Origin of the sequence: Leisingera sp. NJS204, from assembly GCF_004123675.1 — a bacterium.
Taxonomy (GTDB): Bacteria; Pseudomonadota; Alphaproteobacteria; order Rhodobacterales; family Rhodobacteraceae; genus Leisingera.
In genome coordinates this window covers 85,901-111,332 of record NZ_CP035421.1, presented here as the reverse complement: position 1 = coordinate 111,332, position 25,432 = coordinate 85,901, and the positions used below count along the sequence as shown (strand labels likewise).

Annotated in this window: 22 protein-coding genes and 1 pseudogene; 11 read left to right on the top strand and 12 right to left on the bottom strand. The window is 64.3% G+C overall.

Features of this window, described 5'->3' with window-relative positions:
* Window positions 1-27 precede the first annotated feature (27 nt).
* The 5 genes from ETW24_RS22905 (at window position 28) to ETW24_RS22885 (ending at window position 4,245) form a co-directional block, all read left to right on the top strand.
* On the top strand, window positions 28-1,080 hold the full coding sequence (locus ETW24_RS22905) for a hemin-degrading factor (protein WP_129373408.1): 1,053 nt from the start codon (window positions 28-30) through the stop codon (window positions 1,078-1,080).
* On the top strand, window positions 1,080-1,967 hold the full coding sequence (locus ETW24_RS22900) for a heme/hemin ABC transporter substrate-binding protein (protein ID WP_129373407.1): 888 nt from the start codon (window positions 1,080-1,082) through the stop codon (window positions 1,965-1,967). Before ETW24_RS22905 ends, ETW24_RS22900 begins: the two co-directional genes overlap by 1 nt.
* A complete protein-coding gene (locus tag ETW24_RS22895; RefSeq protein ID WP_129373406.1) occupies window positions 1,951-3,027 on the top strand; it encodes a FecCD family ABC transporter permease in 1,077 nt (358 codons plus the stop codon). Before ETW24_RS22900 ends, ETW24_RS22895 begins: the two co-directional genes overlap by 17 nt.
* A 10-nt stretch (window positions 3,028-3,037) precedes the next feature.
* Window positions 3,038-3,814, top strand: a complete 777-nt coding sequence (locus ETW24_RS22890) for a heme ABC transporter ATP-binding protein (RefSeq protein WP_129373405.1) — start codon at window positions 3,038-3,040, stop codon at window positions 3,812-3,814.
* Between the two features lie 89 nt (window positions 3,815-3,903).
* Window positions 3,904-4,245, top strand: coding sequence for a zinc ribbon domain-containing protein YjdM (locus tag ETW24_RS22885; RefSeq protein ID WP_129373404.1), 342 nt, complete (start codon window positions 3,904-3,906; stop codon window positions 4,243-4,245).
* Here the strand turns inward: ETW24_RS22885 and ETW24_RS22880 are convergent.
* Window positions 4,242-5,060, bottom strand: coding sequence for a helix-turn-helix transcriptional regulator (locus ETW24_RS22880; protein WP_129373403.1), 819 nt, complete (start codon window positions 5,058-5,060; stop codon window positions 4,242-4,244). The genes ETW24_RS22885 and ETW24_RS22880 overlap by 4 nt on opposite strands.
* A gap of 131 nt (window positions 5,061-5,191) precedes the next feature.
* On the opposite strand from ETW24_RS22880, the gene ETW24_RS22875 reads away from it, so the two are divergent.
* Window positions 5,192-6,313 (top strand): aminotransferase, encoded by a 1,122-nt coding sequence (locus tag ETW24_RS22875; RefSeq protein ID WP_129373402.1) that lies wholly within the window; start codon window positions 5,192-5,194, stop codon window positions 6,311-6,313.
* A gap of 54 nt (window positions 6,314-6,367) precedes the next feature.
* Here ETW24_RS22875 and ETW24_RS22870 read toward each other — a convergent pair whose 3' ends face one another.
* Window positions 6,368-7,459 carry an aminomethyltransferase family protein gene (locus ETW24_RS22870; protein ID WP_129373401.1) on the bottom strand — a complete coding sequence of 364 codons (1,092 nt, stop codon included), beginning with the start codon at window positions 7,457-7,459 and terminating at the stop codon, window positions 6,368-6,370.
* 14 nt (window positions 7,460-7,473) lie between these two features.
* A complete protein-coding gene (locus tag ETW24_RS22865) occupies window positions 7,474-9,015 on the bottom strand; it encodes a trimethylamine methyltransferase family protein (RefSeq protein ID WP_129373400.1) in 1,542 nt (513 codons plus the stop codon).
* A gap of 117 nt (window positions 9,016-9,132) precedes the next feature.
* Here ETW24_RS22865 and ETW24_RS22860 point away from each other — a divergent pair, with 117 nt between their 5' ends.
* Window positions 9,133-10,002: a LysR substrate-binding domain-containing protein gene (locus ETW24_RS22860; protein ID WP_164982834.1), complete on the top strand. Its 870-nt coding sequence runs from the start codon at window positions 9,133-9,135 to the stop codon at window positions 10,000-10,002.
* A gap of 205 nt (window positions 10,003-10,207) precedes the next feature.
* Here ETW24_RS22860 and ETW24_RS22855 read toward each other — a convergent pair whose 3' ends face one another.
* The 7 genes from ETW24_RS22855 to ETW24_RS22825 form a co-directional block, all read right to left on the bottom strand.
* Window positions 10,208-11,467 (bottom strand): aminotransferase class I/II-fold pyridoxal phosphate-dependent enzyme, encoded by a 1,260-nt coding sequence (locus ETW24_RS22855; protein WP_164982833.1) that lies wholly within the window; start codon window positions 11,465-11,467, stop codon window positions 10,208-10,210.
* Window positions 11,468-11,524: 57 nt separating this feature from the next.
* Complete coding sequence (locus ETW24_RS22850) at window positions 11,525-12,436, bottom strand: acetaldehyde dehydrogenase (acetylating) (protein ID WP_129373397.1); 912 nt, start codon at window positions 12,434-12,436, stop codon at window positions 11,525-11,527.
* On the bottom strand, window positions 12,433-13,473 hold the full coding sequence (gene dmpG / locus ETW24_RS22845; protein WP_129373396.1) for a 4-hydroxy-2-oxovalerate aldolase: 1,041 nt from the start codon (window positions 13,471-13,473) through the stop codon (window positions 12,433-12,435). Before dmpG ends, ETW24_RS22850 begins: the two co-directional genes overlap by 4 nt.
* 72 nt (window positions 13,474-13,545) lie before the next feature.
* Window positions 13,546-14,733, bottom strand: coding sequence for an ATP-grasp domain-containing protein (locus ETW24_RS22840; protein WP_129373395.1), 1,188 nt, complete (start codon window positions 14,731-14,733; stop codon window positions 13,546-13,548).
* A complete protein-coding gene (locus ETW24_RS22835; RefSeq protein ID WP_129373394.1) occupies window positions 14,726-15,808 on the bottom strand; it encodes an AbrB family transcriptional regulator in 1,083 nt (360 codons plus the stop codon). Before ETW24_RS22835 ends, ETW24_RS22840 begins: the two co-directional genes overlap by 8 nt.
* Window positions 15,808-17,229, bottom strand: a complete 1,422-nt coding sequence (locus tag ETW24_RS22830) for an FAD/NAD(P)-binding protein (RefSeq protein ID WP_164982832.1) — start codon at window positions 17,227-17,229, stop codon at window positions 15,808-15,810. Before ETW24_RS22830 ends, ETW24_RS22835 begins: the two co-directional genes overlap by 1 nt.
* A 48-nt stretch (window positions 17,230-17,277) precedes the next feature.
* Entirely contained in the window at window positions 17,278-18,402 is a 1,125-nt protein-coding gene (locus tag ETW24_RS22825; protein ID WP_254695790.1) for an ATP-grasp domain-containing protein, read from the bottom strand.
* A 625-nt stretch (window positions 18,403-19,027) separates the two neighbouring features.
* Here ETW24_RS22825 and ETW24_RS25045 point away from each other — a divergent pair.
* Window positions 19,028-19,240, top strand: a pseudogene (locus tag ETW24_RS25045) (IS3 family transposase); the annotation flags it as partial.
* A 382-nt stretch (window positions 19,241-19,622) separates the two neighbouring features.
* On the opposite strand, the gene ETW24_RS22820 reads toward ETW24_RS25045, so the two are convergent.
* The gene (locus tag ETW24_RS22820; RefSeq protein ID WP_129373391.1) at window positions 19,623-20,039 is read right to left on the bottom strand and encodes a c-type cytochrome; all 417 of its coding nucleotides are present in this window, start codon (window positions 20,037-20,039) and stop codon (window positions 19,623-19,625) included.
* 174 nt (window positions 20,040-20,213) lie between these two features.
* On the opposite strand from ETW24_RS22820, the gene ETW24_RS22815 reads away from it, so the two are divergent.
* Genes ETW24_RS22815 through ETW24_RS22805 form a run of 3 tightly spaced genes read left to right on the top strand, consistent with a single transcriptional unit; the run spans window position 20,214 to window position 25,024 of the window.
* Window positions 20,214-21,209, top strand: a complete 996-nt coding sequence (locus ETW24_RS22815) for an HlyD family secretion protein (protein ID WP_129373390.1) — start codon at window positions 20,214-20,216, stop codon at window positions 21,207-21,209.
* A complete protein-coding gene (rbbA, locus tag ETW24_RS22810; RefSeq protein ID WP_129373389.1) occupies window positions 21,206-23,899 on the top strand; it encodes a ribosome-associated ATPase/putative transporter RbbA in 2,694 nt (897 codons plus the stop codon). Before ETW24_RS22815 ends, rbbA begins: the two co-directional genes overlap by 4 nt.
* A complete protein-coding gene (locus tag ETW24_RS22805; protein ID WP_129373388.1) occupies window positions 23,900-25,024 on the top strand; it encodes an ABC transporter permease in 1,125 nt (374 codons plus the stop codon).
* Here the strand turns inward: ETW24_RS22805 and ETW24_RS22800 are convergent.
* A complete protein-coding gene (locus tag ETW24_RS22800; protein ID WP_129373387.1) occupies window positions 25,021-25,428 on the bottom strand; it encodes a universal stress protein in 408 nt (135 codons plus the stop codon). The two genes, ETW24_RS22805 and ETW24_RS22800, sit on opposite strands and share 4 nt — an antisense overlap.
* Window positions 25,429-25,432: the final 4 nt, after the last annotated feature.

Here is a 25,432-nt window from a genome sequence, read left to right as displayed (position 1 = left end):
TCCAATCTCCCAGCTGAGAGGGCTGACATGACTGATACCCCGATGACGCCGGCGGCGATCCGTGCCGCACGCGCTGAGCATTCCGCGCTGCGCGACCGTGATTTTGCGGATAAGTTCAGCATTTCCGAGGGCCAGCTGGTGGCGGCCTATGCAGGCCAAGGCGTGACCCGCATCAGTGCCGATCCGGACGGCATCATGCCGCGGCTGGCTGCCTTGGGCGAGGTGATGGCGCTGACCCGCAACCGGTCCTGCGTGATCGAGAAGGTCGGGGTGTACGGCAATTACCGTTCGGGCCAGCATGCATCGATGATCTTGAACGATGCGATTGACCTGCGGCTGTTCCCGAAACATTTCGTCACCGCCTTTGCGGTGGAACGGGAGACGGACAAGGGCATCAAGCGGTCCATTCAGATCTTCGATGCGGCAGGGGATGCGGTGCATAAGGTGCATCTGCGCGACGCCTCGGATCTGGATGCCTGGGCGCGGCTGGTGGCAGACCTGAAACTGGAGGACCAGAGCCAGGCGCTGGCGGTGGAGCCGCGCAAACCGGCGGAGGCGCCCAAGGGCAATCCGGACAAGGCCGATGCGCTGCGTGCGGAATGGGCCGGGATGACCGATACCCACCAGTTCATGCGGCTGACCTCGAAGCTGAAGATGAACCGGCTGGGCGCCTATCGCCTTGCCGGGGCGCCGCTGGCCCGCGCGCTGGAGCCGGCTGCGGTGAACACCATGCTGCAAATGGTGCGCGATCAGGGCGTTGAAGTGATGATATTCGTGGGCAACATGGGTTGCATCGAAATCCACAGCGGCCCGGTGAAGAGCCTGCGCGAAATGGGGCCGTGGCAGAACATCCTTGACCCCGGTTTCGACCTGCATTTGCGGCTGGACCATATTGCCGAGGTCTGGGCCGTCACCAAACCCACCCAGCGCGGCGATGCGGTCTCGGTTGAGGCGTTTGACGCGGACGGCGCTTTGATTCTGCAGGTCTTTGGCCGCCGGGCCGAGGCCAGGGATCACCGGCCCGCGTGGAATGCCGTCGTTGATGGCCTGGCCTCCCTGATTGCGGCGGAGATGGCCTGATGTCTGTACTGTCCCGTTTGTATCTGGGTTTGAACCTGCTGGTTGCTGCGGCGTTTGCGGGCCATGCAGCGCTGGCGGACCCGGCAAGCCGCATCGTCTCGGTCGGCGGTTCGGTCACGGAAATCGTCTATGCGCTGGACCAGCAGCACCGGCTGATTGCCCGCGACACAACCTCAATCTTTCCGGCGGAGGCGCGGCAGCTGCCCGACATCGGTTATCAGCGGGCGCTGGCGCCGGAGGGGGTGCTGTCGGTGGCGCCGGACATGATCCTGGCGATTGAGGGCGCCGGGCCGCCGGAGACGCTGGACGTGCTGAAGGCGGCTGAGGTGGCCTATATCAGCGTGCCCGAGGATTACAGCGCCGAAGGCATCGCCCGCAAGATCCGCACTGTGGGCGCTGCTTTGGACCAGCAGGCGGCAGCCGAGGTGCTGGCCGGGCAGGTGAGCACGGAAATCGCCGCCGCCCAGGCTGCGGCGGCAAAGGCGGCGGCGGGTACGCCCCGGAAAGTGCTGTTTGTGCTGTCCACCCAGGGCGGGCGCATCATGGCCGGCGGCGCGGATACGGCGGCGGACAGCATTATCCGGCTGGCGGGCGGCGTGAATGCCGTGACGGGGTTTGCAGGCTACAAGCCGATGGGCGACGAGGCCATTGCACAAGCCGCGCCGGAGGTGATCCTGGTGATGGAGCGCGGCGGCGATCATGGCGTCCGCACCGAAGACCTGCTGGCGATCCCGGCCATCCAGCCCACTCCGGCGGCGCAGAATGGTGCCATCGTGCGGATGAACGGGCTGCATCTGATCGGTTTCGGTCCGCGCACGGCCTCGGCGGTCACTGAATTGAACCGGGCGCTGTATGGCGGGGGGGCGCAGGATGTCGTTGGCCATTGATGCACCCGCCGCGGCGGGGCAGAGGGCGGACCGCCGGGTGCAGGCGCGGCGGCTGACCGTGGGGCTGGCCGCGTTGCTGGCGGTGATGGCGGTGTTTTCGCTGGCCTGGGGTGCTTCGGGCACCTCGCTGTGGGGGGCGCTTGGCGATCTGGCGGCGGGCCGCGAGCTGAACCGTCTGGACCGGATCATCCTGTTTGACATCCGGCTGCCGCGTCTGGTGCTGGGGGTTTTGGTAGGGGCGGCGCTGGCGGTGTCCGGTGCGCTGCTGCAGGGGTTGTTCCGAAATCCGCTGGCGGACCCGGCCATTGTGGGTGTCAGCGCCGGCGCCGGTCTGGCGGCGGTGGCGGCCATCGTGCTGGGCACGGCGCTGCCTGCGGCGGTTCAGCAGGCGGCGGGCAGCTATCTGGTGTCCATTGCCGCGTTTTTCGGCAGCTGGACCGCCATTCTGGTGCTCTACCGGATTTCCACCCGCGGCGGGCAAACCTCGGTTGCGACCATGCTGCTGGCGGGCATTGCGATCAGCGCGCTGGCCAATGCGGGCACCGGCATGATCACATTCATGGCCGATGACAGCCAGCTGCGCGACCTGACGTTCTGGAACATGGGATCCTTGGCCGGCGCCACCTGGGCCAAGGTCATGGCCGCGGCGCCGGTGATCTGCCTGGCGCTGCTGGCGGCACCGTTCCTGGCCCGCGGGCTGAACGGGCTGGCCCTGGGCGAGGCTGCTGCAGGCCATACCGGCATTGCGGTGCAGCGGGTCAAGAACACGGCGATTGTAACAGTTGCTGCCGCCACCGGTGCGGCGGTGGCGGTGTCCGGCGGCATCGGTTTTGTCGGCATTGTCGTTCCGCATCTGCTGCGTCTGGCCACCGGGCCCGACCACCACAGCCTGCTGCCCAATGCGGCCCTGCTGGGGGCCTCGCTGCTGCTGGCGGCGGATATGATCTCACGCGTGGCTGTGGCGCCGGCGGAGCTGCCCATCGGCATCATCACGGCAGTGCTGGGGGCGCCGTTCTTTCTGTGGATCCTGCTGCGCCGTTTCGGCAGCACCGGCATTTAGGAGGCCCGCGATGCAGGCATATGATATCCGGGTCACGCTGGGCCGACGCGCCATCCTGAAGGGGGTGGATTTTGAGGCACGCCCCGGCGAGGTGACTGCCATTGCAGGCCCCAATGGATCGGGCAAGACCACGCTGCTGCGGGCGATGACCGGCGAGGTGCCGTTCACCGGGCGGGTGCTGCTGAACGGGCGCGATACCGCCGCCATGAAACCCTGGCAGCTGGCCGCCATCCGGGCGGTGCAGCCGCAGTCCGCTGCCATCGCCTTTCCCTTTACGGTGCTGGAGATTGTCCGGCTGGGATTGCGCGCGGGGCTGGCGGCGGCGGACAGCGCGCTGCCACTGCGCGCGCTGGAACAGGTGGATCTGGCGGGCTTTGCGCACCGGTTCTATCAGGATCTGTCGGGCGGCGAGCAGCAGCGGGTGCAGCTGGCGCGGGTGATGGTGCAGGTCTGGGAACCGGTGCTGGACGGCGTGCCGCGCTGGCTGATCCTGGACGAGCCGGTGGCCAGTCTGGACATCGGCCATCAGTTCACTGTGATGGATCTGGCGCGCCATTACGCGGCGCGCGGCGGCGGCGTGGTGGCGGTGATGCATGATCTGAACCTTACTGCGATGTTCGCCGACCGGATCACCCTGATCCATGCGGGCCGGGTGGCCGCAGTCGGCACGCCGGCAGAGGTGCTGACCAATGACACATTGGCGCAGGTCTATGGCTGCCCGGTGCCGGTGAACAGCGTGCCGCCCGCCGGTATGCCGTTCCTGCTGCCGCAGGCGCGCGCGGTCTGAGGCAGGGCGCACGCCGGGCCGAGGGCTTGAGGGCAGGGGGCACAATCCCGGTCTGGCCAGCATCCTGTCTTAAGGGTATTGGAGCGGGTATGACTGATACTTTGCCTCCGTGCCCCGAATGCGCCTCTGCCTATACCTATCAGGTGGATGCCCTGCTGATCTGTCCCGAATGCGCGCATGAATGGGCGGCGGAGGCGGCGGACGGCGAGACTGCCGAAGTGCGCGACAGCGTCGGCAATCTGCTGGCCGATGGCGACACGGTGACGGTCATCAAGGACCTGAAACTGAAGGGGACGTCCTCGGTCATCAAGGTTGGCACCAAGGTGCGGGGCATCCGGCTGGTCGACGGCGATCACGATATTGATTGCAAGGTGCCGGGGGTCGGCCCGATTGGCCTGAAATCCCAGTTTGTAAAGAAAGTGTCCGGCTAAGGGGTTTTCCGGGCCTTGCCCTGCCAGTGCAGGAAGGCGTTGAACAGCTGCTGCTGGGTGCTGATGCCGAGTTTGGCATAGGCGTTCCTGCGGTGGGTTTTGACCGTTGGCAGCGCAATCCCCAGGGTCAGGCTGATCGACAGGCTGGAATGCCCCTTGAGGATCAGCTGCACGGTCTCTGCCTCGCGCGGGGACAGGGTGCTGCGGGCAAAGTCCTGCAGTTTCCGCTCCGGTTCCGCCGGGGCCGGGCTGTCCCTATGGCGGGACCAATGCTGGCGGAAGGCAGCCGCAAACAGCGGCAGGAATGGGCGCAGCCGGGCCAGCAGATCATCCGGAAAACCGCCCTCGGCGGCGGGGCGGGCAAAGCTGATTTCACCCATGGCACCCTCAGGCAGCTTGGCCAGCAGGGTGAGTTCCTGCAGCCCCGCGGGCCAGCCGGGGGTGCGGTAACCGATTTCCTCGGCGTCCTCGACCAGAACGCCGGGGGTTCCGGGGGAGGGGTTCCAATTGTCGGGCGCCAGATCGGCCATCCGGTATAGCCCCGGCGGCAGCCCGTCGAGGATTGCGTTATAGACCGGATTGAGCAGATAGGTGCTGCCGGCATAAAGCTGCACCGCCTCTTTGGCGCCGCCTTCGGGATAGGTGTCGCACAGGTAAACAGGACACTGGCCCTTGCGGTTGACGACGCAGAAGGCGGCGGTGAAGGGCAGCAGGTGGCCGGCGGCGGCGATCAGATCCGGCGCGCCGCCGGTGCCGTCAATGACCCTGGCCAATGCCTGGGCCGCCCCTTCGATTTCAGCGGTTTGAATATCCACAGTCTCCTCCCGGCCCGGGCGGCTTAGCACGGCCGGGCGCGCCGCGCATCATCCTTGGGGATGATGGCAGGGAAGGGGAGGCCAGCCTAGGGTCCGGGGTGGCAGCAGGCCTGAGCATAAGGAGAGACCCCATGCGCATAGACCCCTTTGGCGTCGAAATCTGGATGAATGAATGGGAGACCAAATGCGACTGGAACCTGGCTGAGACCTGTGTCGAGAGCCTGACCATCGCAGAGCTGCTGCAGCTGGCGGGCAAGACCCATGCAGACCTGTCTGACCTGCTGAGCATGAAGATGACTTATGGCGCCATAGAAGGCTCGGACCGGCTGCGGCGCGCCATTGCGTCTTTGTATGCGCGGCAGGAGGTGGAAAACACCATTGTCACCCATGGCACCATCGGCGCCAATATGCTGGTGCATAAGGCGCTGGTGTCGCGCGGCGACCGGGTGGTGGCTGTGGTGCCGACGTATCAGCAGCATTACTCGATCCCGGCCAGCATCGGCGCCGATGTGCATCCGCTGCAATTGCGCGAGGAAGACGGGTTTCTGCCGGATCTTGACGCGCTGCGCGCCCTGGTCACGCCGGATACCAAACTGATTGCCATCAATAATCCCAACAATCCCACCGGTGCGCTGATGGACCGGGAAATGCTGGAGGAGATCGCCGGTATCGCCCGTGCGGCCGGCGCCTGGATCCTGTGCGACGAAGTTTACCGCGGCACCGATCAGGAGGGCGACGGTATGACCGCCTCGATCGCGGATATCTATGAAAAGGGGATTTCGACGGCGGGCATGTCCAAGGCTTATTCCCTGGCGGGGCTGCGGCTGGGCTGGATTGCGGCGCCGCGGGAGGTGATTGAGGCGGTGTCCATTCACCGCGATTACGACACGATTTCGGTGGGCATGATCGACGATCACTTTGCCGCGCTGGCGCTGGAGAGCCGCGATCAGGTGCTGGGGCGCAGCCAGCGCATCACCCGCGGTAATCTGGCGATCCTTGCGGCATGGGTGGACCGGGAGCCGCGGATCTCCTGGGTGAAGCCGCAATCGGGCACCACGGCCTTGCTGAAATACGATCTGCCCATGGCATCGCGTGATTTCTGCGTGGCGCTGCTGCAGCAGACGGGGGTGATGTTCACGCCGGGGTCGGCCCTGGGCATGGAGGGGTATGTGCGCATCGGCTATGCCAACGGGCCGGAGATCCTGCAGGAAGGGCTGGCGCGGGTGTCGGCGTTTCTGGCGGCACAGGGCTAGGGCGCAGAGGGCGGGCAGTTCCGGTGCCCGCCCTCTGCCGTTCTGCAGGGCGGGTCAGCCGTGGGTGCGGGTCTTTTGCGGGTCGTAAACCGGGCTGGCGGTTACCGTCGCCGTGGTTTCCAGAGTGCCGCTTGCGACCTTCAGAACACTGCCGATGGCAATGCCGGGGCGGATATGGGCCAGCGCCAGGGATTTGCCCAGCCGGTGCGAATAGCAGGGGCTGTTGATCACCCCGGTATATTCACCGTTCAGGGACAATGCCTCGCCGCCCTCAACCATGTCCGGGTGATCAATGTCGAGGCAGACATTGCTGATCTTCTCTGTACCCTTTGCTGCCATCACCGCGTCTTTGCCGCGGAAACCGCCCTTGGACGCGCTGACGGTGAAGCCCAGGCCAACTTCCCAGGGGGTATTGTCCGCGGTCATGTCGTAGCCATAGAACAGCAGCCCGGCCTCGATCCGGACCTTGTCCAGCGCAGTGAAGGAACAGGGCATCACGCCACCCGCCGCCAGCTGGTCCCAGATACCGGTGATCACTGCCGCACCAGCAAAAATCTCATAGCCGCGCTCTCCGGAGTAACCTGTGCGCGAAATCCGGCAGGGATGGCCGAACAGGGTGGCAGGGGCGTGTTCGAAATACCCCAGGGCGGCCAGATCAATATCGCAATGGGCATTCAGGATCTCCAGCGCTGCCGGGCCTTGCACCGAGATGTCATGCAGATCGTCGGTGAATTCGATCCGCACATCGCGGCCTTCGGCGGAGGCCTGAAGCAGGGCCATAGTATCGCCGGAGCCATGCACGATCATCCACTCATCACGTCCGTTGTTCGACACGATGGCGTCGTCTGCGATGCCGCCATCCTCGGTCAGCACGCACAGGTAGGCGGCCTTGCCCGGGGTGACTTTGCCAAGGTCGCGGGTGGTCAGGTGGTCAAGCACCGCCTGCGCGTCAGCCCCGCGCACAAACACCTTTTTCAGCGGCGACATGTCGAACATGCCGGCCCGTTCGCGCACCGCGTCGTGTTCGTCGTTGGGATCGGTGCTGTAGCTCCAGGCGGTGCCCATGCCGTTCCAGTCCTCCAACCCCGATCCAAGGGCGGTGTGGCGGGAGGCAAGCGCGGATGTGCGGCTTAGTTCTGCGGTCATTCGGGGATCCTTTTTCAATACCATTCGTCGGGCACGGCGGCTTTGCGCCTTGCCACGAAATCATTCAGGGCGGTGCGGGTGCTGTCCGGCATCGGCGGCGGCTGATACTCTGCCAGCATCTGCTGCCAGCGTGCTGTTGCGCGCTGATCTGCAGTCAGGCGGCCGTTTTCGTCCCATGTCTCATAGGGGCCGGCATCGGGGATCTGCGGCTCGTAATTGGCGGTGGTGTAGTGGCGCAGGGTGTGGCCGGTGGACAGGAAATTCCCGCCCGGCCCGGCCTCGCCGTAGGCATCGCGGCCAAAGTCTTCGTCTTCCACGGTGAAGCCTTGCAGCATCTTCAGCAGTGCGCCGCAGTGGTCAAGGTCCATGATGAATTTCTCGTAAGACATCACCAGCCCTCCCTCGAGCCAGCCCGCCGCGTGCCAGACCTGATGGCCGCCGGACAGCAGCGTCGCCCACATCGCGCCGGCGCTGTCCTGCATCGCCTGCCCGTCGGGCGCGTTTGAAGCGGTGACATGGCCGCCGCCCGACCGCACCGGCACCCCCAGCCGGCGGCCCAGCTGGGTGATTGCCATGGTGGTCAGATTGGCCTCGGGCGAGCCGAAAGTCAGCGCGCCGCTGCGCAGGTTCATCGAGGAATGGAAGCTGCCGAACACCACCGGGCAGCCGGGGCGCACCAGTTGGGCAAGGGCAATGCCCACCATCGCCTCGGCCAGGGTTTGCGCCGCAACGGCGGCGGGAGAGAGCGGACCCATGGCGCCGGCAAAGATCGCCGGTGAGATGCAGACGCATTGATTGGCCGCTGCGTAGACGCGCAGGGCGCCGGACATGGTTTCGTCATAGATCATCGGCGAGTTGACGTTGATATTGGCCTGCATCACCGCGTGGCGGTCCAGGAAGTCCGCGCCAAAGGCGATCCGCGCCATATCAATGCTGTCCTGCGCGCCCTGGGCGGAGGTGACGCCGCCCATGAACGGTTTGTCCGACAGGGTGAGATGCGCCAGCATCATGTCGAGATGGCGCTTGTTCACCGGCACGTCTGTCGGCTCTACCACGGTGCCGCCGGAATGGTGCAGCGCGGGGGACAGATGCGACAGCTTCACGAAGTTTTCGAAATCCGCCAGCGTGGCATAGCGGCGGCCCTGCGCCAGATCGCTGACAAAGGGCGAGCCGTAGCCCGGCATCAGCACCAGATTGCTGCCGCCCAGGGTGACCGTGCGGGCAGGGTCGCGGCCATGCAGCTGGAATTCACCAGGTGCGGTGGCGCAGAGCTGCCGGGCCAGGCCCGGCGCAAAGCGGACGCGGGCGCCATCAACCTGCGCGCCGGCCTCAGCCAGCAGCCCGAGGGCAATACCGTCGCCGCGGAATTCAACCCCGATATGTTCCAGGATCCAGTCCGCCTGGGTCTCGATCCGGGCCAGTGCAGTCTCGTCCAGCAGATCATAAGCGGGGATCTTGCGGCGCTGATACACTGGTATTGCCTGCGGGGTATTGTGCCGGGTCAGCCGCCCCCGGCGCGACCGGCCTCGCTGGGTGATATGTGTATCAGCGTTCATATTTCCCAACTTGAAACCTCCCGAGTGAATATTCCGGGGTCTATATTTTGGGAATCTGCGCGTCCGGCAATCGATTTTATTTGTGCGCAGCGTTCAGGAAATTTATACGCTTGCCTTATGTCTGTAGAATTCCGCCACCACGACAGCCTGCGGCTGTTTGTTGAAATCGCCCGCCACCGCAGTTTTTCAGATGCCGCCGGGGCGCTGAACATGACCAAGGGCGCGGTCAGCTATCAGGTCAAAACGCTGGAGGCGGAGCTGGGGCTTGCCCTGTTCCGGCGCAATGCCCGCGGGGTGGAGATCACTGCAGCAGGGCAAAAGCTGCTGGCCGCCTGTCAAAGCCATTACGAGGATATCGAGGCCGGGATTCTGGCGCTGAAGGGCGTCTCCAGCCGTACGCTGACGGTAGGTGTCTCGACCTATTTTGCCGCCCGCTGGCTGTCGCCGCGGCTGATGTCGTTCATGCAAGAGCACCCGGATATCCAGCTGCGGCTGCAGCCGATGATCCGGCTGTTCGATCTGGAAGCGCAGGGCGTGGATATCGCGATCCGCTGGGGCAGCGGCCAGTGGGAGGATGGGGAGATCACCCCGTTTCTGCCTTGCCCGGCCTATCCCGTTGGCAATTCGGCGGCGCTGGAGCAGGTGGCGCGGCACGGCATCGCGCAGGCGGTTGCCAGCATGACGCTGTTGCGCGACCACGATGACAGCAACGCCTGGACCGATTGGCAGCAGGCGGCGGGGCTGCCGCAGCAGGCGCGCCGTGATGCGCTGATCATCCCCGACCCCAACGTGCGGGTGCAGGCGGTCATCGACGGGCAGGGGATTGCGCTGATGGACGCGATGATTGCGCGCGAGCTGGAAGAGGCCAAGCTGTTCCGCCTGTCGGACCACGCATTGACGGACTATGGCTATTTCCTGGTGCGTCCGCGGCAAAGCAGGCTGCAGTCCAGCGTCGAGGCCTTTGCCGATTGGCTGCAAAGCCAGTAGCGGTATTTTACTGCCGGGGAATGTGCTGCCCCCTCTGGACTTCCCCGCGATGATTATGTGTTTGTCATTGGGGGGGCGATCCGGAAGGCCTGTGGGCCATCTGCTTCGCCATATCCGCCTGCCACCGATGTTTGGCTGGGGGCCGATGCCACTGGGCGCACGCTTCCTGATATCCGCAACCTGCTGCCTGCCCGCCCCAGCTGTGTCAGGAAACCACCTCCATCACCGGCGTCTGTGCCGTCGGGAGGGGCTGAGAAGATTGCCGTTTTCCGGGCGTCTCCTCCAGCTCTGCCAGACATCGCAGGATCTGACGTGCCCCCTGCCGGACCTGATCGGCGTCAATCGCATAGGACAGGCGAATATTGTCCGGCGCCCCGAAATGGCGCCCGGGCACAGCCGCAACGCCATATTCCTCCAGCAGCAAATTGCAGAGATCCTGATCGGTGCTGATCATCTTCCCGCCGTGCATGGACCCGAACACCCGCGAGATGTCGGGGAATAGATAGAACGCGCCCCCGGGGCGGGCGCAGCGGATCTGCGGCGCGCTGTCAAAGGCGGTCAGCAGGATGTCCCGCCGCGCCCGGTAGCCGGACGTCATCCGTTGCGAAAACCCCTGATCGCCGCAGAGCGCCTCGGCCGCGGCGGCGGCAACGACAGGCGGCATGTTGGAAATCGAATTGCTGTTTAGCGTCGCCACCGCATCCGCCACCTCAGGCGGCGCGGCCAACAGCCCTGCACGCCAGCCCGGCATCCCGTAAAGCTTTGAAATACTGTCCACCTTGATTATCCGGGGTGCCAGATCGGGCGCGATATCCAGTAAGTGCGGACAGGGATCATCCGTATAGACAAAGCGTTGGTAGACATCATCGCTGATGATCCAGACGTCGTGGCGGCGCAGCACCTCGGCCAGTGCCGCCAGCTCTGCCATGCTGTAAAGTGCACCGGTGGGGTTGGACGGGTTGTTCAGCACCAGTGCCACAACCTGCCCGCCCAGCACCGCCTCCAGTGTTGCCGGATCCAGTTTATAGCCCTGATGCAGCCCGCAATAGGGCGTGCGCACTGCAACCCCGCTCAACCGGGCAATGTCAAAATAGGTCGGCCAGCAGGGGGCAGGAATGACCACGGTATCACCGGGCTCAAACAGCACCTGAAACAGTGAATAAAGCAGATGTTTGCCGCCTTGCCCCGCCGCGATGTTCTCCGGCCCGAAGCGGTCCAGCCCCAACTGCGTCAAATAATGCAGATAGGCAGCGATCAGCCCTGCCTCGCCGCGACTGGGACCATAGCGGCACTGATCCGCATGGACGGCGGCAATGGCAGCGTCATAGACCCGCTGCGGCGGCGTGAAATTTGGCACCCCGATGGAGAAATCCACCACCGGCCTGTCCCGCGCCTGAATGCGGCCTGCCAGCTCAAGGATCGGACAGAACGGTGTGTTGCGATGTGCATTGGCCAGATCAGGCATGGCACCCTCCCCCGGCCAAGCGGGCAGCAGCATCCGGGCGGTTGTCTAAGCGGTCCATCACGCCACGCTCTCCATCGGTTGCGGCACCGCCGGGGCTGCGCCCCGCCTGCCTCCAGCACGGGCAATGGCTTCGGCCATCTTTGTGGCCGCCGCCGTGATGATGTCCAGATTGCCGGCCGATGGATCGAGATAGTCACCGGCACCGGTCACCCGCACCATGGTGAACAACCGGTCCCCGGTGACATGCGGCTCGACAATCACGTCGTAACCCGGCACCGCCGCCCGCAACCGCGCCACCGCCTTGGCGATGGCCGCCTTGGCCGCTGCAAGGTCATGATGCGCCGCCAGCGCCGAAATCGCGGTCTGCATATAGACATTGGGCTTGGCCGGGTTGATATTCAGGATCGCTTTGACGTTGGAACACCCGGTGAACTGCCTCAGCGCGCTTTCGGTCGTTTCGATATAGTGATTGAGGTTCAGCCGCGTCGCCGGACCCGCGCTTTCGGCGCTGATTGACGAGACCACCTCAAGATAATTGATATCCGGGTTGGCCTGGGTCATGGCCTGCGCAATCGGGATCGAGGCCTGACCGCCGCAGGTGATCATATTGATATTGCCGGCCTTCAACAGCGCATCGCCATTCAGTGACGGCACGCAAAGCGCCCCGTTCGGAGCCGGGGTCAGATTGACCACCACTTTGCCTGCCGCCTCCAGCGCCGGCGCATGGGCCTGATGCGCGGCCGAGGATGTCGCGTCAAACACCACGTCAAAACTGTCGAGCGCAGCAAACAACCCCTCGGCGCCGCGGTCCGTTACCGGAACGCCCCGCGCACGCGCCAGTGCCAGCCCGGGCGAGGATGCGTTGCGCCCGGCAAACAATGTGCAATCCAGCAGCGCCGAACGCTGCACCTTGCACAGCACGTCACAGCCGATGTTTCCGCTGCCGATGATGGCGGTTCTCAGGGTCATGCTGTCACTCCTTTACGCGGTTGCGCCGATGTTTCGGGTGGCGTCTTGGACAGGTGCGCCGCAGCTGAGATGATCAGATCCTCCTGCCCGGCAACGGCGTTGCAGCGCGACAGTTCCTCGTAGATGTAGCGGGGCGCGACACCGAAATCCTGCGCCGCACGGGTCACATGTTTTTCGAATCCGGCGCAGACGCCATAGATGCCGCTGATCAGATTGGAGGTCCCCACGATCGTGCGCCGCTGCACCGGCGGCAGCTCCGGCAGCGCCTCGACCGCCTCGCAGAGCGCAAAAACATCGGTGCCGGTCTCAAAGCCGTAGCGTTCCAGCACCGCGCAGAGCACCTCCAGCTGGGTATTGCCGGCACCGGCCCCAAACCCGCGCATAGTGCCATCCAATATGGTCGCCCCCGCTTCGGCTGCAGCAACCGAATTGGCAATTGCGAGCCCCAGATTGTTATGGGCGTGAAAGCCGACCGGCACATCCAGTTCAGCGGCCAGCATGCCAATCTTCTCGCTTGTGTCGCGCGGGTCGTAGTTGCCCGCGGAATCCATCAGGACAATGGCGTTTGCGCCATAGGAGACCTGACGCTGCGCCTGCGCCAGCAGCACCTCCGCAGGCGCCATATGGGTCATCATCAGCACGCCCTGCACATATTTGTCCTGGCTGCGGGCATATTCGATATAGCTTTGGGTCAGATCGCCCTCGGTACAATGCGCGGCAATGCGGAACACATCAACACCGGCATCAATGGCCGATCTGATGTCGGAAATCTTTGCGAAACCGGGGATCGCATGAATGCCCAGCTTGGTGCAGTTCAGATTGGCGCGGGCCGTTTCCAGCATCTCGCGGTCTGCATGGCGCGCCATGCCCAGCTGCAGGGAGGATGCCCCCAGCCCGTTGCCATGTCCAACCTCGACCACATCCAGCCCGCAGCCATCAACGGTCCGGCAATAGGCGGCGATATCATCAAGGCTGAGTGTGTGGGCAATGGCGTGGTTACCGTCGCGCAGAGTCGGGTCGTGAATGGCAATGGCCATGGTCTGGCTCCTTGTCATGGATCAGGGATTGAAGATGGAAATGGAGGAGGAGCGCCGCGTGATCCTGCCGGATCACCTCAGCTCGATCCGGGCAACGGCTGCCTTGGCATGGGCCAGCGCCTGTTCCCGGTTGTCGCCGCGCGCCAGCACATAGGCCACCCGCGACGCAGCCGACAATACGGTATCATAGCGGGTGCCGGGCTTGGCCGAGGAATGCACCCGCGTCACGCCCTCGGCACTGGCGGCGCAGTCCAGGCCGGTGATTGCGTCCAGCACCCGGTCCTGCGCCAGCATATAGCGGATCGCCATTGCCCGCGCGGCGGGGGGCGGCGCGCTATACTCCAGCCCCAAGATCGCGGCAAAAGTCTCCTTGAAAACATCCACGCCGGTGGTTTCCAAGGTCAGTTCCCAGATTTGATCGCCGCCATTGCGGGTCTGGGTCTCGATCACATAGACCGCCCCGTTGTGCAGTTTTACTTCGGTATGGGCCGGTCCGGTCCGGTAGCCGACCGCATCCAGCAGCACGCGGACCCGCTCACCAATGCGAACCGCGTCATCAGCGCCCAATGCGGCCGGCTGGACATGGCCGCTTTCAATGAAATACGGCGCCCCGCTGGTGGTTTTTTCGGTGATGGCCAGCACCCGGTGCGCGCCCTCCACCGACATGGTTTCGACGCTGTACTCCGGGCCGGGAATGAAAGCCTCCGCGATCAGCTCCTCGCGGCCCGCCTGCAGAGCGCGTGACAGCGCGGTGCTGATATCCGTCGTGGCATCAATGAAATGGACCCCCTCGCTTCCGCCGCCCTCTGCCGGTTTGATAATGGAGTCGCCGTGGCGCGCCGCAAAGCCGGCGATCTCATCCGCAGAGCGCACCCGGGCAAAGGGCACATCCTCAATCCCGCATCCGCGCAGCGCCTCCCGCATCCGCCGCTTATTGCGGGTCAGCCGCACTGCCGGTATTTGGCAATTGCTGGGCAGATCCAGCGCCTCGGCGATATGCGCGGCAGTGAGGAAGCCATACTCAGCAAACGAGAACACCGCATCAAACGGCGTGTTGCGATGCAGCGCCCGGGCCAGCGCCACGCTGTTTTCGATATCCTCATAGTCCGTCACCACAACGGTTTCGGCATGATCAAGCAGGTGATCAGTCAGATGGGCGCGGATCTGAAGCGCGCTATAGCGCAGCCCCATTTCATCAATGCGGACAAAGGTGTGGTCGCGCCCGCCGATCATCAGGATATTGTGCTTGGGCTCAGACATGGCGTCCCCCCTTTAGTGTGGTCGTTTCGGTGTCCTGCGGTTCGGGCCGGAAGAAGTCGCGGCTCATAAACATCGGTGCGATATGCAGCACCGACATCCGCAGCACGTGATTCAGCATCACAAAGGCAGGCTCCAACCCCAGCGCCAGCGCGGTCGCCACCATGACTTCAACACCGCCAGGCACCCAGGACATGAACAGCACCAGAAACGGCTGGCTGGTCAGCAGGCTGAAGCCAAACGCCATAGCCACGGTGATGCCAAAGGTAATCGAGGTGACAATCAGCCCGGCCCGCAGATAGCTGGCAATATCGGTGCGGGTGATGTCCTTCAGCCGGATCCCGATCAGCCCCCCAAGCAGCGCCATGGCAAACAGCACCAGCGGTTCCGGCACCACAATCGGCTCACTGCCAAGCCAAAGGTTGGCCCCCGCCGCCAGGATCAGCCCGGTGACCATGTAAGGTGCCGGCATGGCAAAGCGCTCCAGCACACGCCCCGCGGCATAGGCCCCGGCCGCCAGCAGCAAAAAGGAGGCATATCCGGTCCATACGCCGGTGCCATCCGGCCCATCGGACAGCACGGCAATCTCCTGCGGTGCTTCTTGCGGGCCGGCAATCAGGAACACCGCAACCAGCAGCGCGATCATCCGCACCATATGGGCAAAGACCATCTTGGCCGATGTCCTGCCCTCTTCTCCGGTCAGGGTCATCACCGCTGCCATGGCGCCGGGCACCGCCCCCAAGAGGCTCTCGGCACGGGACCATTTCTCGACCCGGTAGAGCCAGGTAAATCCGGCCGCCAGCTGCGCCGACATGCAGATCAGCAGTCCTGCAAGGATGGTCAGATCCGCCATCCCCTTAAGCATCTCGGCATTGAGCAGCGCCCCGACGCTGGCCCCCAGAATAAGCTGGATCACCACGATGGCCGCAGGCGGCGTGGCCAGCACGAGGCCAAAGCGGCAGGCAATCAGAACCAGCCCCGCCGCCCCCAGAAGCTGCCCCAATGGCAGCCCGCTCAGATAACCGAGGGCCGATCCGGCACAGGCCAGCAGCAGGGTGATCGCAAAATTCCGCAGCATCAGCCCACGCTCCGCTGGGTCTCAACCGGCGCCAGCGCAGAGAGGGTGGCAATCCGGGCCTGATGGTGGATCACGTCAATATTGTTGACCATGTAGAAGGTTCCACAGGTCAGCTGACCCAGTGCAAACAATCCCTGCGACGGGCGCCCGTCGCGGGTGGTGACCCGGCAGTCCTCCAGCTGTACCTTGATGCCGCCGGTTGCATCCCGCTCGGCAAACCCCTGCTCCAGCAGGCTGCGGATCAGCGGATTGGCCTCATCCAGCCCCCGTTGCAGACCTGTTGCATTGATCACGGCATCGACCTCAACAGTGCCATCGGCAAACGCCATGCGATAACAGCCCTTGCGGAAGGTGACATCGCGCAGGCCGCTGCGATGGTTCAGCGCGCCGCTGGCCTGCAAGCCCGCAATCCGGTCCGCATTGGTGCGCGAGATCGGCACCCGCATATTCGACCAGAGCCGATGGAAATGGCGCAGGAACGCCGCCTTGGCACGATCACTCAGGCTGGCCCAAAGCTGCGGGATCAGCATGTTTGTCTCGGCCAGAATGCTCGACACCAGATCATTGTCGGCGCTGTCGGCACCGCGCAGCAGTTCGGCAAAACTGACATCGACACCCTGGTGCTGCATCTCGGCTTCAAACAGGTCCATCACCGCAGAGAGCGAGATCCGTCCGCCGTCACAGCCGTCACGCAATGCCGCCAGCCCCTCTGCCGTCAGATGGCGCAGCGCCACCGGGCGATAGGCGGTGACCGCCTTGGGCAGCCCTGCCCGGCGCGAGGTCATCAGCATCTGACGTCCATTCACGCCAAGCGCGACATCATAGGCGGTCAGACGACAGCCCAGTATGCCCACCCGCAGGTGCTGCAACGCCTGAAGACGCGCCGCCGGATAGGGCGAACGGAAATAGCCCGGCGTGCCGCTCAACCCGTAGGGGTCCGCTTCCAAATTGGTGCCCAGGCACAGATAGACCATGTCATAGTCGGACCCGCTGCCCGCCCAGGACAGCTGATAAAGTGCGTCGGGGCGGCGACTGGGGGCAATCGCCTCCACCTCGGCCCCGATGATACGGATCCGCCCGCCGGCAGCGCGCACAGCGCCGCACAGATCATCAAACCGGCTTTGCAGGAACCGCCCGAACTGCGCGCGCTGCAAAAACCCGTCCTCATCCGCCGCCGCGTCCCTTGCGCCGAACTGAACCAGCCAGTCGCGGAAATCATTGCGGCGCGACAGATACATCAGCTTAAGAGGCCGGTTGAGAAGATTGGTCTCCGAATCTTCCTGATAGGCAACACCGGGTCCAAAACTGCGGCTCTTGTCAAAGACATCCACCGAAAGCGCCGACAGATCGGGCAGAGTGGAAACCAGATTTTCCAGGACCGAGACACCGGCATAGCCCGCGCCAAGAACGGCGATCTTCATGTGGTACATCCTTATTTGAGCCCCAGGGTATTGGACGGTTGCAACGGATCAGGCGGCGGCGCTGGTTTCCCACTGGCAGGCGCTGTGAAACCAGTCCTCCAGCTGCCGCAGACGGGCGCGCAACTCGGCTTCACTCTCTCCTTCGACAATCGCATTCAGGATTTCCGCATTGGTAAAGGCCATCTGACCATAGTGCCGCCCGGCCACGCCGCTCATCCGGTAGGCCCGCACAAAGTCAAACGGGCAATTCTGCGGCACGCTCTGCAGAACGCCCTCGCGTGGCGGCACGCAGAGCTGACCAACCAGCCGTTGCGGCTCTGCCATCATCGGTGGCATCGGCGTCCTTTCAAACGCCGGATCCTGCATCGCCCGCAGGTAGGTCATGCGCGGATCGACGCCCCAGGCCTCGGTCATTTCCTGATTGAAGAACACTCCCCCCAGCCGCGAGGCGATCTCCCCCAGAATGATGGTCCCGTCCGGGCTGACAAACACCTCAAGGTGAAACAGCAGTGTCGGCGGCGATGGCATCACCTCTTCGACCAGGCGGCGGGAGTAGGCCACCAGCCGGTCACGCAAGGGCGTTGCCGGCTCCAGCATATGCAGATCATGTGACTGCCCGCCCAGGAAATCCAGCGCAGAGGTCAGCACCCGCACCGGCGAAATCATGATCGGCCGCCCCGCCACGTAGAGCCCGTTGACGATGTAATGATCTCCGGCAACAAAGCGCTCGATCATGGTGTTGTAGAAGGTCGAGGCGGATTGCGTCGCCAGCCAGGCCGCCAGATCCGCGTCACCCCGGATCACACAGACACCGTTAGAGCCGCGCCCGTCCCGTGGCTTCAGAACAACCGGGTAGCCCAGCCTGTCAACAAAACGGCGGATATCCATCGCGCTGCGGACCACCGCCATCTCGCTGCCCGGCAGGCCCGCCTCTTGCGCCCGTGTCTTCATCGCGTATTTGTCGCGAAACACCTCCAGCTGCACTGCAGCATTTTCAGACAGTCCAAGGTAGTCATTCACCCGCGCTGCCCGCAGCACGTCGATCTCGGCCAGAGCCACGCACAGGGGCTCGGCCAGCGATTGCGCGATATCAATCGCCGCCAGTTCGACTGCCGGGCTGTCATTGAAATTTTGAAAGAAGCGGATTTCCAGCCCTTCAGGGAAACTGCGCATCAGCGCCTCTTTGGCACTGGCGCAGGTCAGGACAACACTATTCGGGCCGATCGCATCTATCCACTCTGTAACACTATGCTGAAAAAGGATTTTTGGCGGTGCAAATAGGATAATATTCATGACGCGACGGAGCCTTCGGCAGAGATTCAAGAAAAATGTTGGCGTAAAGTTTAACACGCTCATTACGTGTTTTGCGCAACCTACAGGATGGTTAACATCCGTCAAGCGGCAGTTTTGTGAAGTTTACACAACGTTAAGATGAGCGAATTTTTGCTGCTTAGCCTGCCGGATTCATCGCCTTCCAGGCAGGTCCCCGGTCGGAAACCACAGCGGCATCCCATCGTATACAACGGCAACGCGACCTGATGCCGCAACTGCACAATCGCAGCTGACGCAGCGCGCGCCTGCCTCTGGCGGCGCAATCACGGTTGGTATCAGCGGCAACCCGCCGCTTTATCAGGATCATGGCAGCTGAACCGCGCCGGGTTTGCCGGAGACTTCAACTCCTGAGCAGGTTGAAGCCACAATGAGCAAGACACCAAACAAGTATTCTCTCGAGGTTCGCGAGCGTGCGGTGCGTCTGGTGCTGGACAAGTGAGCCATTGAAGGCGCCATTGTCCTCGGACCAATAGCGCGACATGGCTCATTCTTGCCGATTGCCCCTTCTACGTATTACGAGCATCTGGCGAAGCGGGCCGATCCGGCGCGGTTGCCGGACCGTGCCCGGCGTGACGCGGCATTGCGGCCCGAGGTCCTGCGTGTTTTCGAAGAGAACTGGCGGGTCTATGGCGTGCGGAAGATCCGGCGGCAATTGCAGCGGGAGGGTTTACGCATAGCTGTCTTCCTTCTCTGCTTCAGGAAAAATTCCACTCAGTTTCCCGGGAAGCGGCCAGGAAAAGCGGGGAAGCAGCATAGTTCAGGAAGGAAAACCGCTGACGCGGCGCGTTCTGCAGGCGGGAAAGCCAGTCTGTTGAATGGCTTACCGAGTACCTTGGAACGCCGGTATCGGCCCGGGGGCCTCAGATTTGCACCACACCCCACGCAGAATGCTGCAGATCTCCTCAAGGAGCAGATTTAATTGGCAAAATCGGATCTTTGACAAGTTGGCCCTTTTAGGCCCGTGTCCGCCATATTTTGAAGAGGTTCAATGTGAACTCAATAGCGCGTAAGCGAAATTATGTTGATTGTACAAATTGCGCAAATTGCCTGAAGCGGGCCAGTCAATCCGTCCCTTCAGGCGGGTTTTGCACCGATTGAAGGTAAGTGATGAGGCTGCCCAGGGAGCGGGATACCATCATCGGCTGGCCGCTTGGCAGGGCCAAGGTCACAAACTGATCCTCATCCAGCGACGGGCCGAACATGGGCATATCGCCATGGGCGGCAACCGGCTGGCGGCCGTCAATCTGTTTGGCCACGGCCTCAATGGGGAATGCGCCGTTGTTGCGCGCGGCCAGATGGGTCAGGTCAGGCGGCTGCAGAGCCATCATTTCCGCCATCGGCCCCTGGCTTGCCGCATCCTTGCCGTGGCATTCAGCGCAGAAGTACAGGAACAGGTCACGCCCTTCCTCCAGGCCATTGCCCTGCGCCCAGACCGGGCCTGCCGCAATTGCAAGTGTTACTGCCAGCCGCATCATCATCGCCGTTCCCCTTTGCTCCGGAGCCTCTGCGCCGCCCGGCCCGAACCAGGTACCCGCCGCACATGATCCAATGATAGCGGCAATCCGGCAGCGCAGGATTGACACAGAGCAAGGCAGCATGCGCGGAACCCGGATAGGCTCCGCATGTGCAGCAACGGGACGGGGTGCTTTGCCATGACAAAAACTGCCGGTGCACTTTTTGCCGCTGCGGCTGTTCTGCTCACGGCCGCTGCCGTCTATCTGCTCGTTGCAGAAAACGGCGCGGACTTGCCGGATGGCTTCGTCCAGGGCAACGGCCGGATTGAGGCCGAACAGGTCGAGATCGCCCCCGCACAGGCGGGCCGGGTGGCCAAGGTGATGGCCGGCGAGGGCAGCCTGGTGGCGGCCGGCGGCATTCTGGTCGAAATGGACACCGATGAGCTGTCGGCGGCGCATGACCGGGCCAAGGCCGAGGCTGCCCTGGCGCGCCAGACCAAGGCCGAGGCGGAAGCGCTGGTTGTCCAGCGCCAGAGCGAGCACCGCCGGGCAGAACATGAGCTGGACCGTGCCACCGCCCTGCTGGCCGGGCATAACATCTCCGAAACCGTGTTTGAGGAGCGCGACACCGCCCATCAGGTCGCCGAGGCGGTGCTGGGCGCCGCAAAGGCGCGGGTGGCCACCGCGGACGCCGGCATCGCAGCGGCAGAGGCAGAGGTCCGCCGGATTGCCGCGCAGATCGAGGACAGCACCCTAACCGCGCCGGTGCCGGGCCGGGTCCTGTACCGGCTGGCGGAGCCGGGTGAGGTGGTGGGCGCCGGGGCACCGATCCTAACGCTCCTGAGCCTGGAAAACATCTATATGGAGGTGTTCCTGCCCGCCCGCGAGGCCGGGCTTCTGCCGATCGGGGCCGAGGCCCGCATCGTGCTGGATGCCCTGCCCGATTACGCCATTCCCGCCACCGTCACTTTCGTGTCGCCAGAGGCCCAGTTCACCCCCAAGCAGGTCGAGACCCTCAGCGAGCGCGAGCAGCTGGTGTTCCGCGTCCGCGTCCGCATCCCGCAGGATCTGGTGGCGGCGCGGATCGAACATGTGAAGACGGGCCTGCGCGGCATCGCCGTGATCCGGCTCGACACCGCCATGGAATGGCCCGAAGCACTGGAGCGGCGCATCCCGCCTGAACTGTTCGAATGAGTGCCGCCGCAGGCATTGCCGGCATACGCATCGCAGGGGTCAGCCACCGCTACCGCAAGCATACCGCGCTGGACGCGGTCTGCTTGGATCTGCCGCCGGGCCGGCTGGTGGGCTTCATCGGCCCGGACGGGGTCGGCAAGTCGACCCTCCTCAGCCTGATCACCGGCGCCAAGAAGCTGCAGTCCGGCACCATAGATGTCCTTGGCGGCCCCATCGGCGACGCCGCGCACCGGCACCGCATCTGCCCCGCCATTGCCTTTATGCCGCAGGGGCTGGGCCGCAACCTCTACCCCGAACTCTCCGTACGAGAAAATCTCGAGTTCTTCTCGCGTCTGTTCGGCCAAGGCGCGGCAGAGCGCGAGGCCCGCATCGCATCGCTCCTCACCGCGACCGGGCTGGCGCCCTTTGCGGACCGGCTGATGGGCAGGCTGTCCGGCGGCATGAAGCAGAAGCTGGGCCTCTGCTGCGCCCTGATCCACGACCCCAAACTGCTGGTGCTGGATGAGCCGACAACCGGCGTCGACCCCTTGTCGCGCCGCCAGTTCTGGGCGCTGATCGGCGCCATCCGGCAGCAAAGCCCCGGCCTCACCGTGCTGGTCTCCACCGCCTATATGGAGGAGGCGCAAAGTTTCGACTGGATCGTCGCCATGGATGCAGGCCGTGTGCTGTACCAGGGGCCGCCGGACGACCTGAGGCGCCAGACCGGCGATCTGGAAACCGCTTACCGCCAGCTGCAGGGAAACGGCAGCCCGCCGCCGCTTCAGCACTCTGTACCAGCGGCGCACAGCGGCGAGCCGGTCATCACCGCGCGGGGCCTCACCCGCCGCTTCGGTGATTTCACTGCGGTTGACCATGTCGACTTCAGCATTGCCCGCGGTGAAATCTTCGGCTTTCTCGGCTCCAACGGCTGCGGCAAGTCGACTACAATGAAGATGCTGACCGGCCTCTTGCCCATCAGCTCCGGCGAGGCGCAGCTGTTCGGCAAGCCGGTGGATGCCCGCAACCGCGCCATGCGCCGCGAAACCGGCTACATGAGCCAGGCTTTTTCGCTTTATGGCGAACTGACCGTTGAGCAGAACCTGCAGCTCCACGCCCGCATATTCGGGATCAGGGACAGGGAGGCCAGGGTCGCCGAACTGACGCAGCGCTTCGGCCTGGCGGCGCACAGCACCTCTCTGGCCGCCGCCCTGCCGCTGGGCATCAAGCAACGCCTGTCGCTGGCGGTTGCGCTGATCCACCGCCCGCGGGTGCTGATCCTGGATGAGCCGACCTCCGGCGTCGACCCGGAGGCGCGGGACATGTTCTGGGCGCTGCTCCTCGAACTGTCGCGCAACGAGGGCGTGACGATCTTTGTCTCCACCCATTTCATGGGCGAGGCCGAACGCTGCGACCGGGTCTCCTTCATGCACGCGGGCAAGGTGCTGGCCGAAGGCACACCCAAGGCGCTGATGACATCGCAGTCAGCGGACACCTTGGAACAGGCCTTTGTCTCCATCCTCAAGGCGGCCGATCCCCCTGTCCCGGTTTCCGCTCCAGAAGCCGCCGTGCATACTGGCACCGCCCCGGCAGGCGGCTCCCTTATCCGCGCCCTGGCTTATGCCCGGCGAGAAACGGTTGAGGTCCTGCGCGACCCGGTGCGGCTCGCCTTTGCCTTCCTTGGCTCGGTGATCCTGATGCTGGTGTTCTGCTTCGGCATTTCGCTGGATATCGATGAGCTGGACTATGCCGCACTCGACCTGTCGCAAAGCCCCGAAAGCCGCGCCTACCTGGCGGAGATTTCCGGCTCCCGCTACTTCCGGCCAACGCCGCCCTTGGCCAGCGCCGCTGAGGGCCGCAGCCGCCTGGTCTCCGGCGAGGTTTCGCTGGTGATCGAGTTGCCCCCGGATTTCGGCCGCAAGCTGCGCGCGGATGAACCCGCAGAGGTGCTGGCGATCGTCGATGGCGCCATCCCCTTCAAGGGCGAAACGGTAGAAGGCTACGCCGCCGGTCTGCATCAGACCTTCCTGAACGCCCAGGCAGCCGCCAGCGGCGCCAGCCAGGGTGAAACCGCCCGGATAGAGCCGCGTTTCCGCTACAACCAGAGTTTCGAGAGCATCGCCGCAATGGCGCCTGCGATGCCCGCAATCCTGCTGATCATGCTGCCCGCGGTGCTGATGGCGGTCAGCGTCGCGCGGGAAAAGGAGCTGGGATCGGTCACCAATTTCTACGTGACGCCAACCACCCGGCTGGAGTTTCTGATCGGCAAGCAGATCCCCTATATCGTGATCGCCTATTTGAACTTCCTGCTGCTCACGGCGATGACCATCGCGGTCTTCGGGGTGCCGCTCAAGGGGGACCTGCTGCCGCTGGCCCTTGGCGCGCTCCTGTATGTCTGGGCCGCGACCTCCTACGGGCTGCTGATTGCCACCATGACCTCCAGCCAGGTGGCGGCAACCTTTGCAACCGCCATCGCTTCGGTGGTGCCGACGATCCAATTCTCCGGTTTGCTCCAGCCGGTCTCGACACTGGAAGGCGGCGCCCGGACCGTCGGTTCGCTGTGGCCGTCCTCCTACTTTCTGCATCTGAACGTCGGCGCCTTCACCAAGGGCCTGGGCTGGGAGGCGCTGCTGCCCGACATCCTGGCGCTGGCCTGCTTCGGGCCGGTGTTCACACTGCTGGCCGCGCTGACGCTGCGCGCGCAGGAGAAGTAGATGCAGCGTCTGTCCCGCATATTCTGGCTCGGTCTCAAGGAGATGATGAGCCTGCGCCGCGACTGGGTGATGATGGCGCTGCTGGTCTGGTCCTTCACCCTGGCACCGGTGATGGAGGCGACAGGGGTCGCCACCTCGGTCAACAACGCCTCGATCGCCTTTGCGGACGAGGACAACTCTCCCCTGTCGCGCACCCTGGCCGGTGCCTTCTTTCCACCCGAATTTCAGCCGGTGGTGCAGATCGAACCGGGCACCGGTGCCGCCCGGATGGATGCGGGCGATTTCCTGTTTGTCGTCGCCGTGCCGCCGGGGTTTGAAAAGGACGTCCGCGCGGGCCGGGTGCCGGAGATTCAGGTGCTGATCGACGCCACCGCAATGGAACAGGCAGGTATTGGCGCCAGTTACATCACCAGCATCCTCAGCACCGAGATCCGCCGTTTTGCCATCGGCGCCGACCTCTCAGCGCCGCAGACCTTGGGCATCATCATCCGCAGCGCGTTCAACCCGAACCGCGACACCGTGCGTTTTGCCGGCATCAACGCGCTGATCGGCCAGATCATGTGGCTGACCACCATCCTCACCGGCGCCGCGATGATCCGCGAGCGCGAGCACGGCACAATTGAGCACCTTCTGGCGATGCCGCTGTCGCCCTTTGACATTGCCGTGGCCAAGATCTGGGCAAATGCCGCGGTGGTGCTGGCTGCGGCGGCGCTGTCGCTGGCTTTTGTGATGCAGGGGGTGCTGGACATCACCATTGCAGGCTCCACGCTGCTGTTCCTCTGCGGCACCGCGCTGTTTCTGTTCACCGCAACCGCACTTGGGGTGTTTCTGGCAACGGTCGCGCGCTCGATGGCGCAATTTGCGCTGCTGGTGATGCTGACCATCCTGCCGATGCTGATGCTGTCAGGCGGCGAAACCCCGGTGGAAAGCCAGCCCGTCTGGCTGCAGGCCGCCACCACGCTCCTGCCCTCGCGCCACTACATGGCCGCCAGCCAGGCCATCGTCTTCAAGGGCGCAGGGGTTGAGACCGTCTGGCCGGAATTCCTGTGGATGGCGCTGCTGGGTGCAGTTCTGCTGGCAACCAGCCTGGTGCTGTTCCGGCGCTCAGTGGCGCAGGATCGCTAGCGGATCACAACCACGGTGCATTTGGCATGGCGCACAACCCGCGCCGCTGTCGAGCCGAGGAAATAATCCTGCAGGCCCGGCCGGTGCGAGGCGATGACGATGCAGTCGGCGCCATGCGCGTCGGCGTAATCGGTGATCGTGCGCCCGGCATGGCCGGTGACCACATCCGCCTTGATGCCTGCCACCCCGCCCAGATCCGCCTTCAGCGACGCCAGCATCTCGGCGCGGGTGTTTTCCAGCAGGCCCTCCGGCAGCTGCTGAACCACATAGCCGGGGATCTCGTCAGCCACTGTCAGCGCGGTGATCCTGGCATCACTGTCGGCCAGCAGGCGGGCAGCCTCCAGCGACCGGGCCGTATCGGCACCGTGATCCGGGGCAATCGGAACCAGAATATGTTTGTACATCGTG

Coding starts and splice junctions, on each gene's coding strand:
- ETW24_RS22815 (WP_129373390.1), top strand. CDS start 20,214: ATGACAAAAACTGCCGGTGCACTTTTTGCCGCTGCGGCTGTTCTGCTC.
- ETW24_RS22875 (WP_129373402.1), top strand. CDS start 5,192: ATGCGCATAGACCCCTTTGGCGTCGAAATCTGGATGAATGAATGGGAG.
- ETW24_RS22800 (WP_129373387.1), bottom strand. CDS start 25,428: ATGTACAAACATATTCTGGTTCCGATTGCCCCGGATCACGGTGCCGAT.
- ETW24_RS22850 (WP_129373397.1), bottom strand. CDS start 12,436: ATGACCCTGAGAACCGCCATCATCGGCAGCGGAAACATCGGCTGTGAC.
- ETW24_RS22805 (WP_129373388.1), top strand. CDS start 23,900: ATGCAGCGTCTGTCCCGCATATTCTGGCTCGGTCTCAAGGAGATGATG.
- ETW24_RS22820 (WP_129373391.1), bottom strand. CDS start 20,039: ATGATGATGCGGCTGGCAGTAACACTTGCAATTGCGGCAGGCCCGGTC.
- ETW24_RS22905 (WP_129373408.1), top strand. CDS start 28: ATGACTGATACCCCGATGACGCCGGCGGCGATCCGTGCCGCACGCGCT.
- ETW24_RS22830 (WP_164982832.1), bottom strand. CDS start 17,229: ATGAAGATCGCCGTTCTTGGCGCGGGCTATGCCGGTGTCTCGGTCCTG.
- ETW24_RS22855 (WP_164982833.1), bottom strand. CDS start 11,467: ATGCCTGATCTGGCCAATGCACATCGCAACACACCGTTCTGTCCGATC.
- ETW24_RS22865 (WP_129373400.1), bottom strand. CDS start 9,015: ATGAACGCTGATACACATATCACCCAGCGAGGCCGGTCGCGCCGGGGG.
- ETW24_RS22890 (WP_129373405.1), top strand. CDS start 3,038: ATGCAGGCATATGATATCCGGGTCACGCTGGGCCGACGCGCCATCCTG.
- ETW24_RS22900 (WP_129373407.1), top strand. CDS start 1,080: ATGTCTGTACTGTCCCGTTTGTATCTGGGTTTGAACCTGCTGGTTGCT.
- ETW24_RS22860 (WP_164982834.1), top strand. CDS start 9,133: ATGTCTGTAGAATTCCGCCACCACGACAGCCTGCGGCTGTTTGTTGAA.
- ETW24_RS22870 (WP_129373401.1), bottom strand. CDS start 7,459: ATGACCGCAGAACTAAGCCGCACATCCGCGCTTGCCTCCCGCCACACC.
- ETW24_RS22825 (WP_254695790.1), bottom strand. CDS start 18,402: ATGCGCAGTTTCCCTGAAGGGCTGGAAATCCGCTTCTTTCAAAATTTC.
- ETW24_RS22835 (WP_129373394.1), bottom strand. CDS start 15,808: ATGCTGCGGAATTTTGCGATCACCCTGCTGCTGGCCTGTGCCGGATCG.
- ETW24_RS22885 (WP_129373404.1), top strand. CDS start 3,904: ATGACTGATACTTTGCCTCCGTGCCCCGAATGCGCCTCTGCCTATACC.
- ETW24_RS22895 (WP_129373406.1), top strand. CDS start 1,951: ATGTCGTTGGCCATTGATGCACCCGCCGCGGCGGGGCAGAGGGCGGAC.
- rbbA (WP_129373389.1), top strand. CDS start 21,206: ATGAGTGCCGCCGCAGGCATTGCCGGCATACGCATCGCAGGGGTCAGC.
- dmpG (WP_129373396.1), bottom strand. CDS start 13,473: ATGGCCATTGCCATTCACGACCCGACTCTGCGCGACGGTAACCACGCC.
- ETW24_RS22840 (WP_129373395.1), bottom strand. CDS start 14,733: ATGTCTGAGCCCAAGCACAATATCCTGATGATCGGCGGGCGCGACCAC.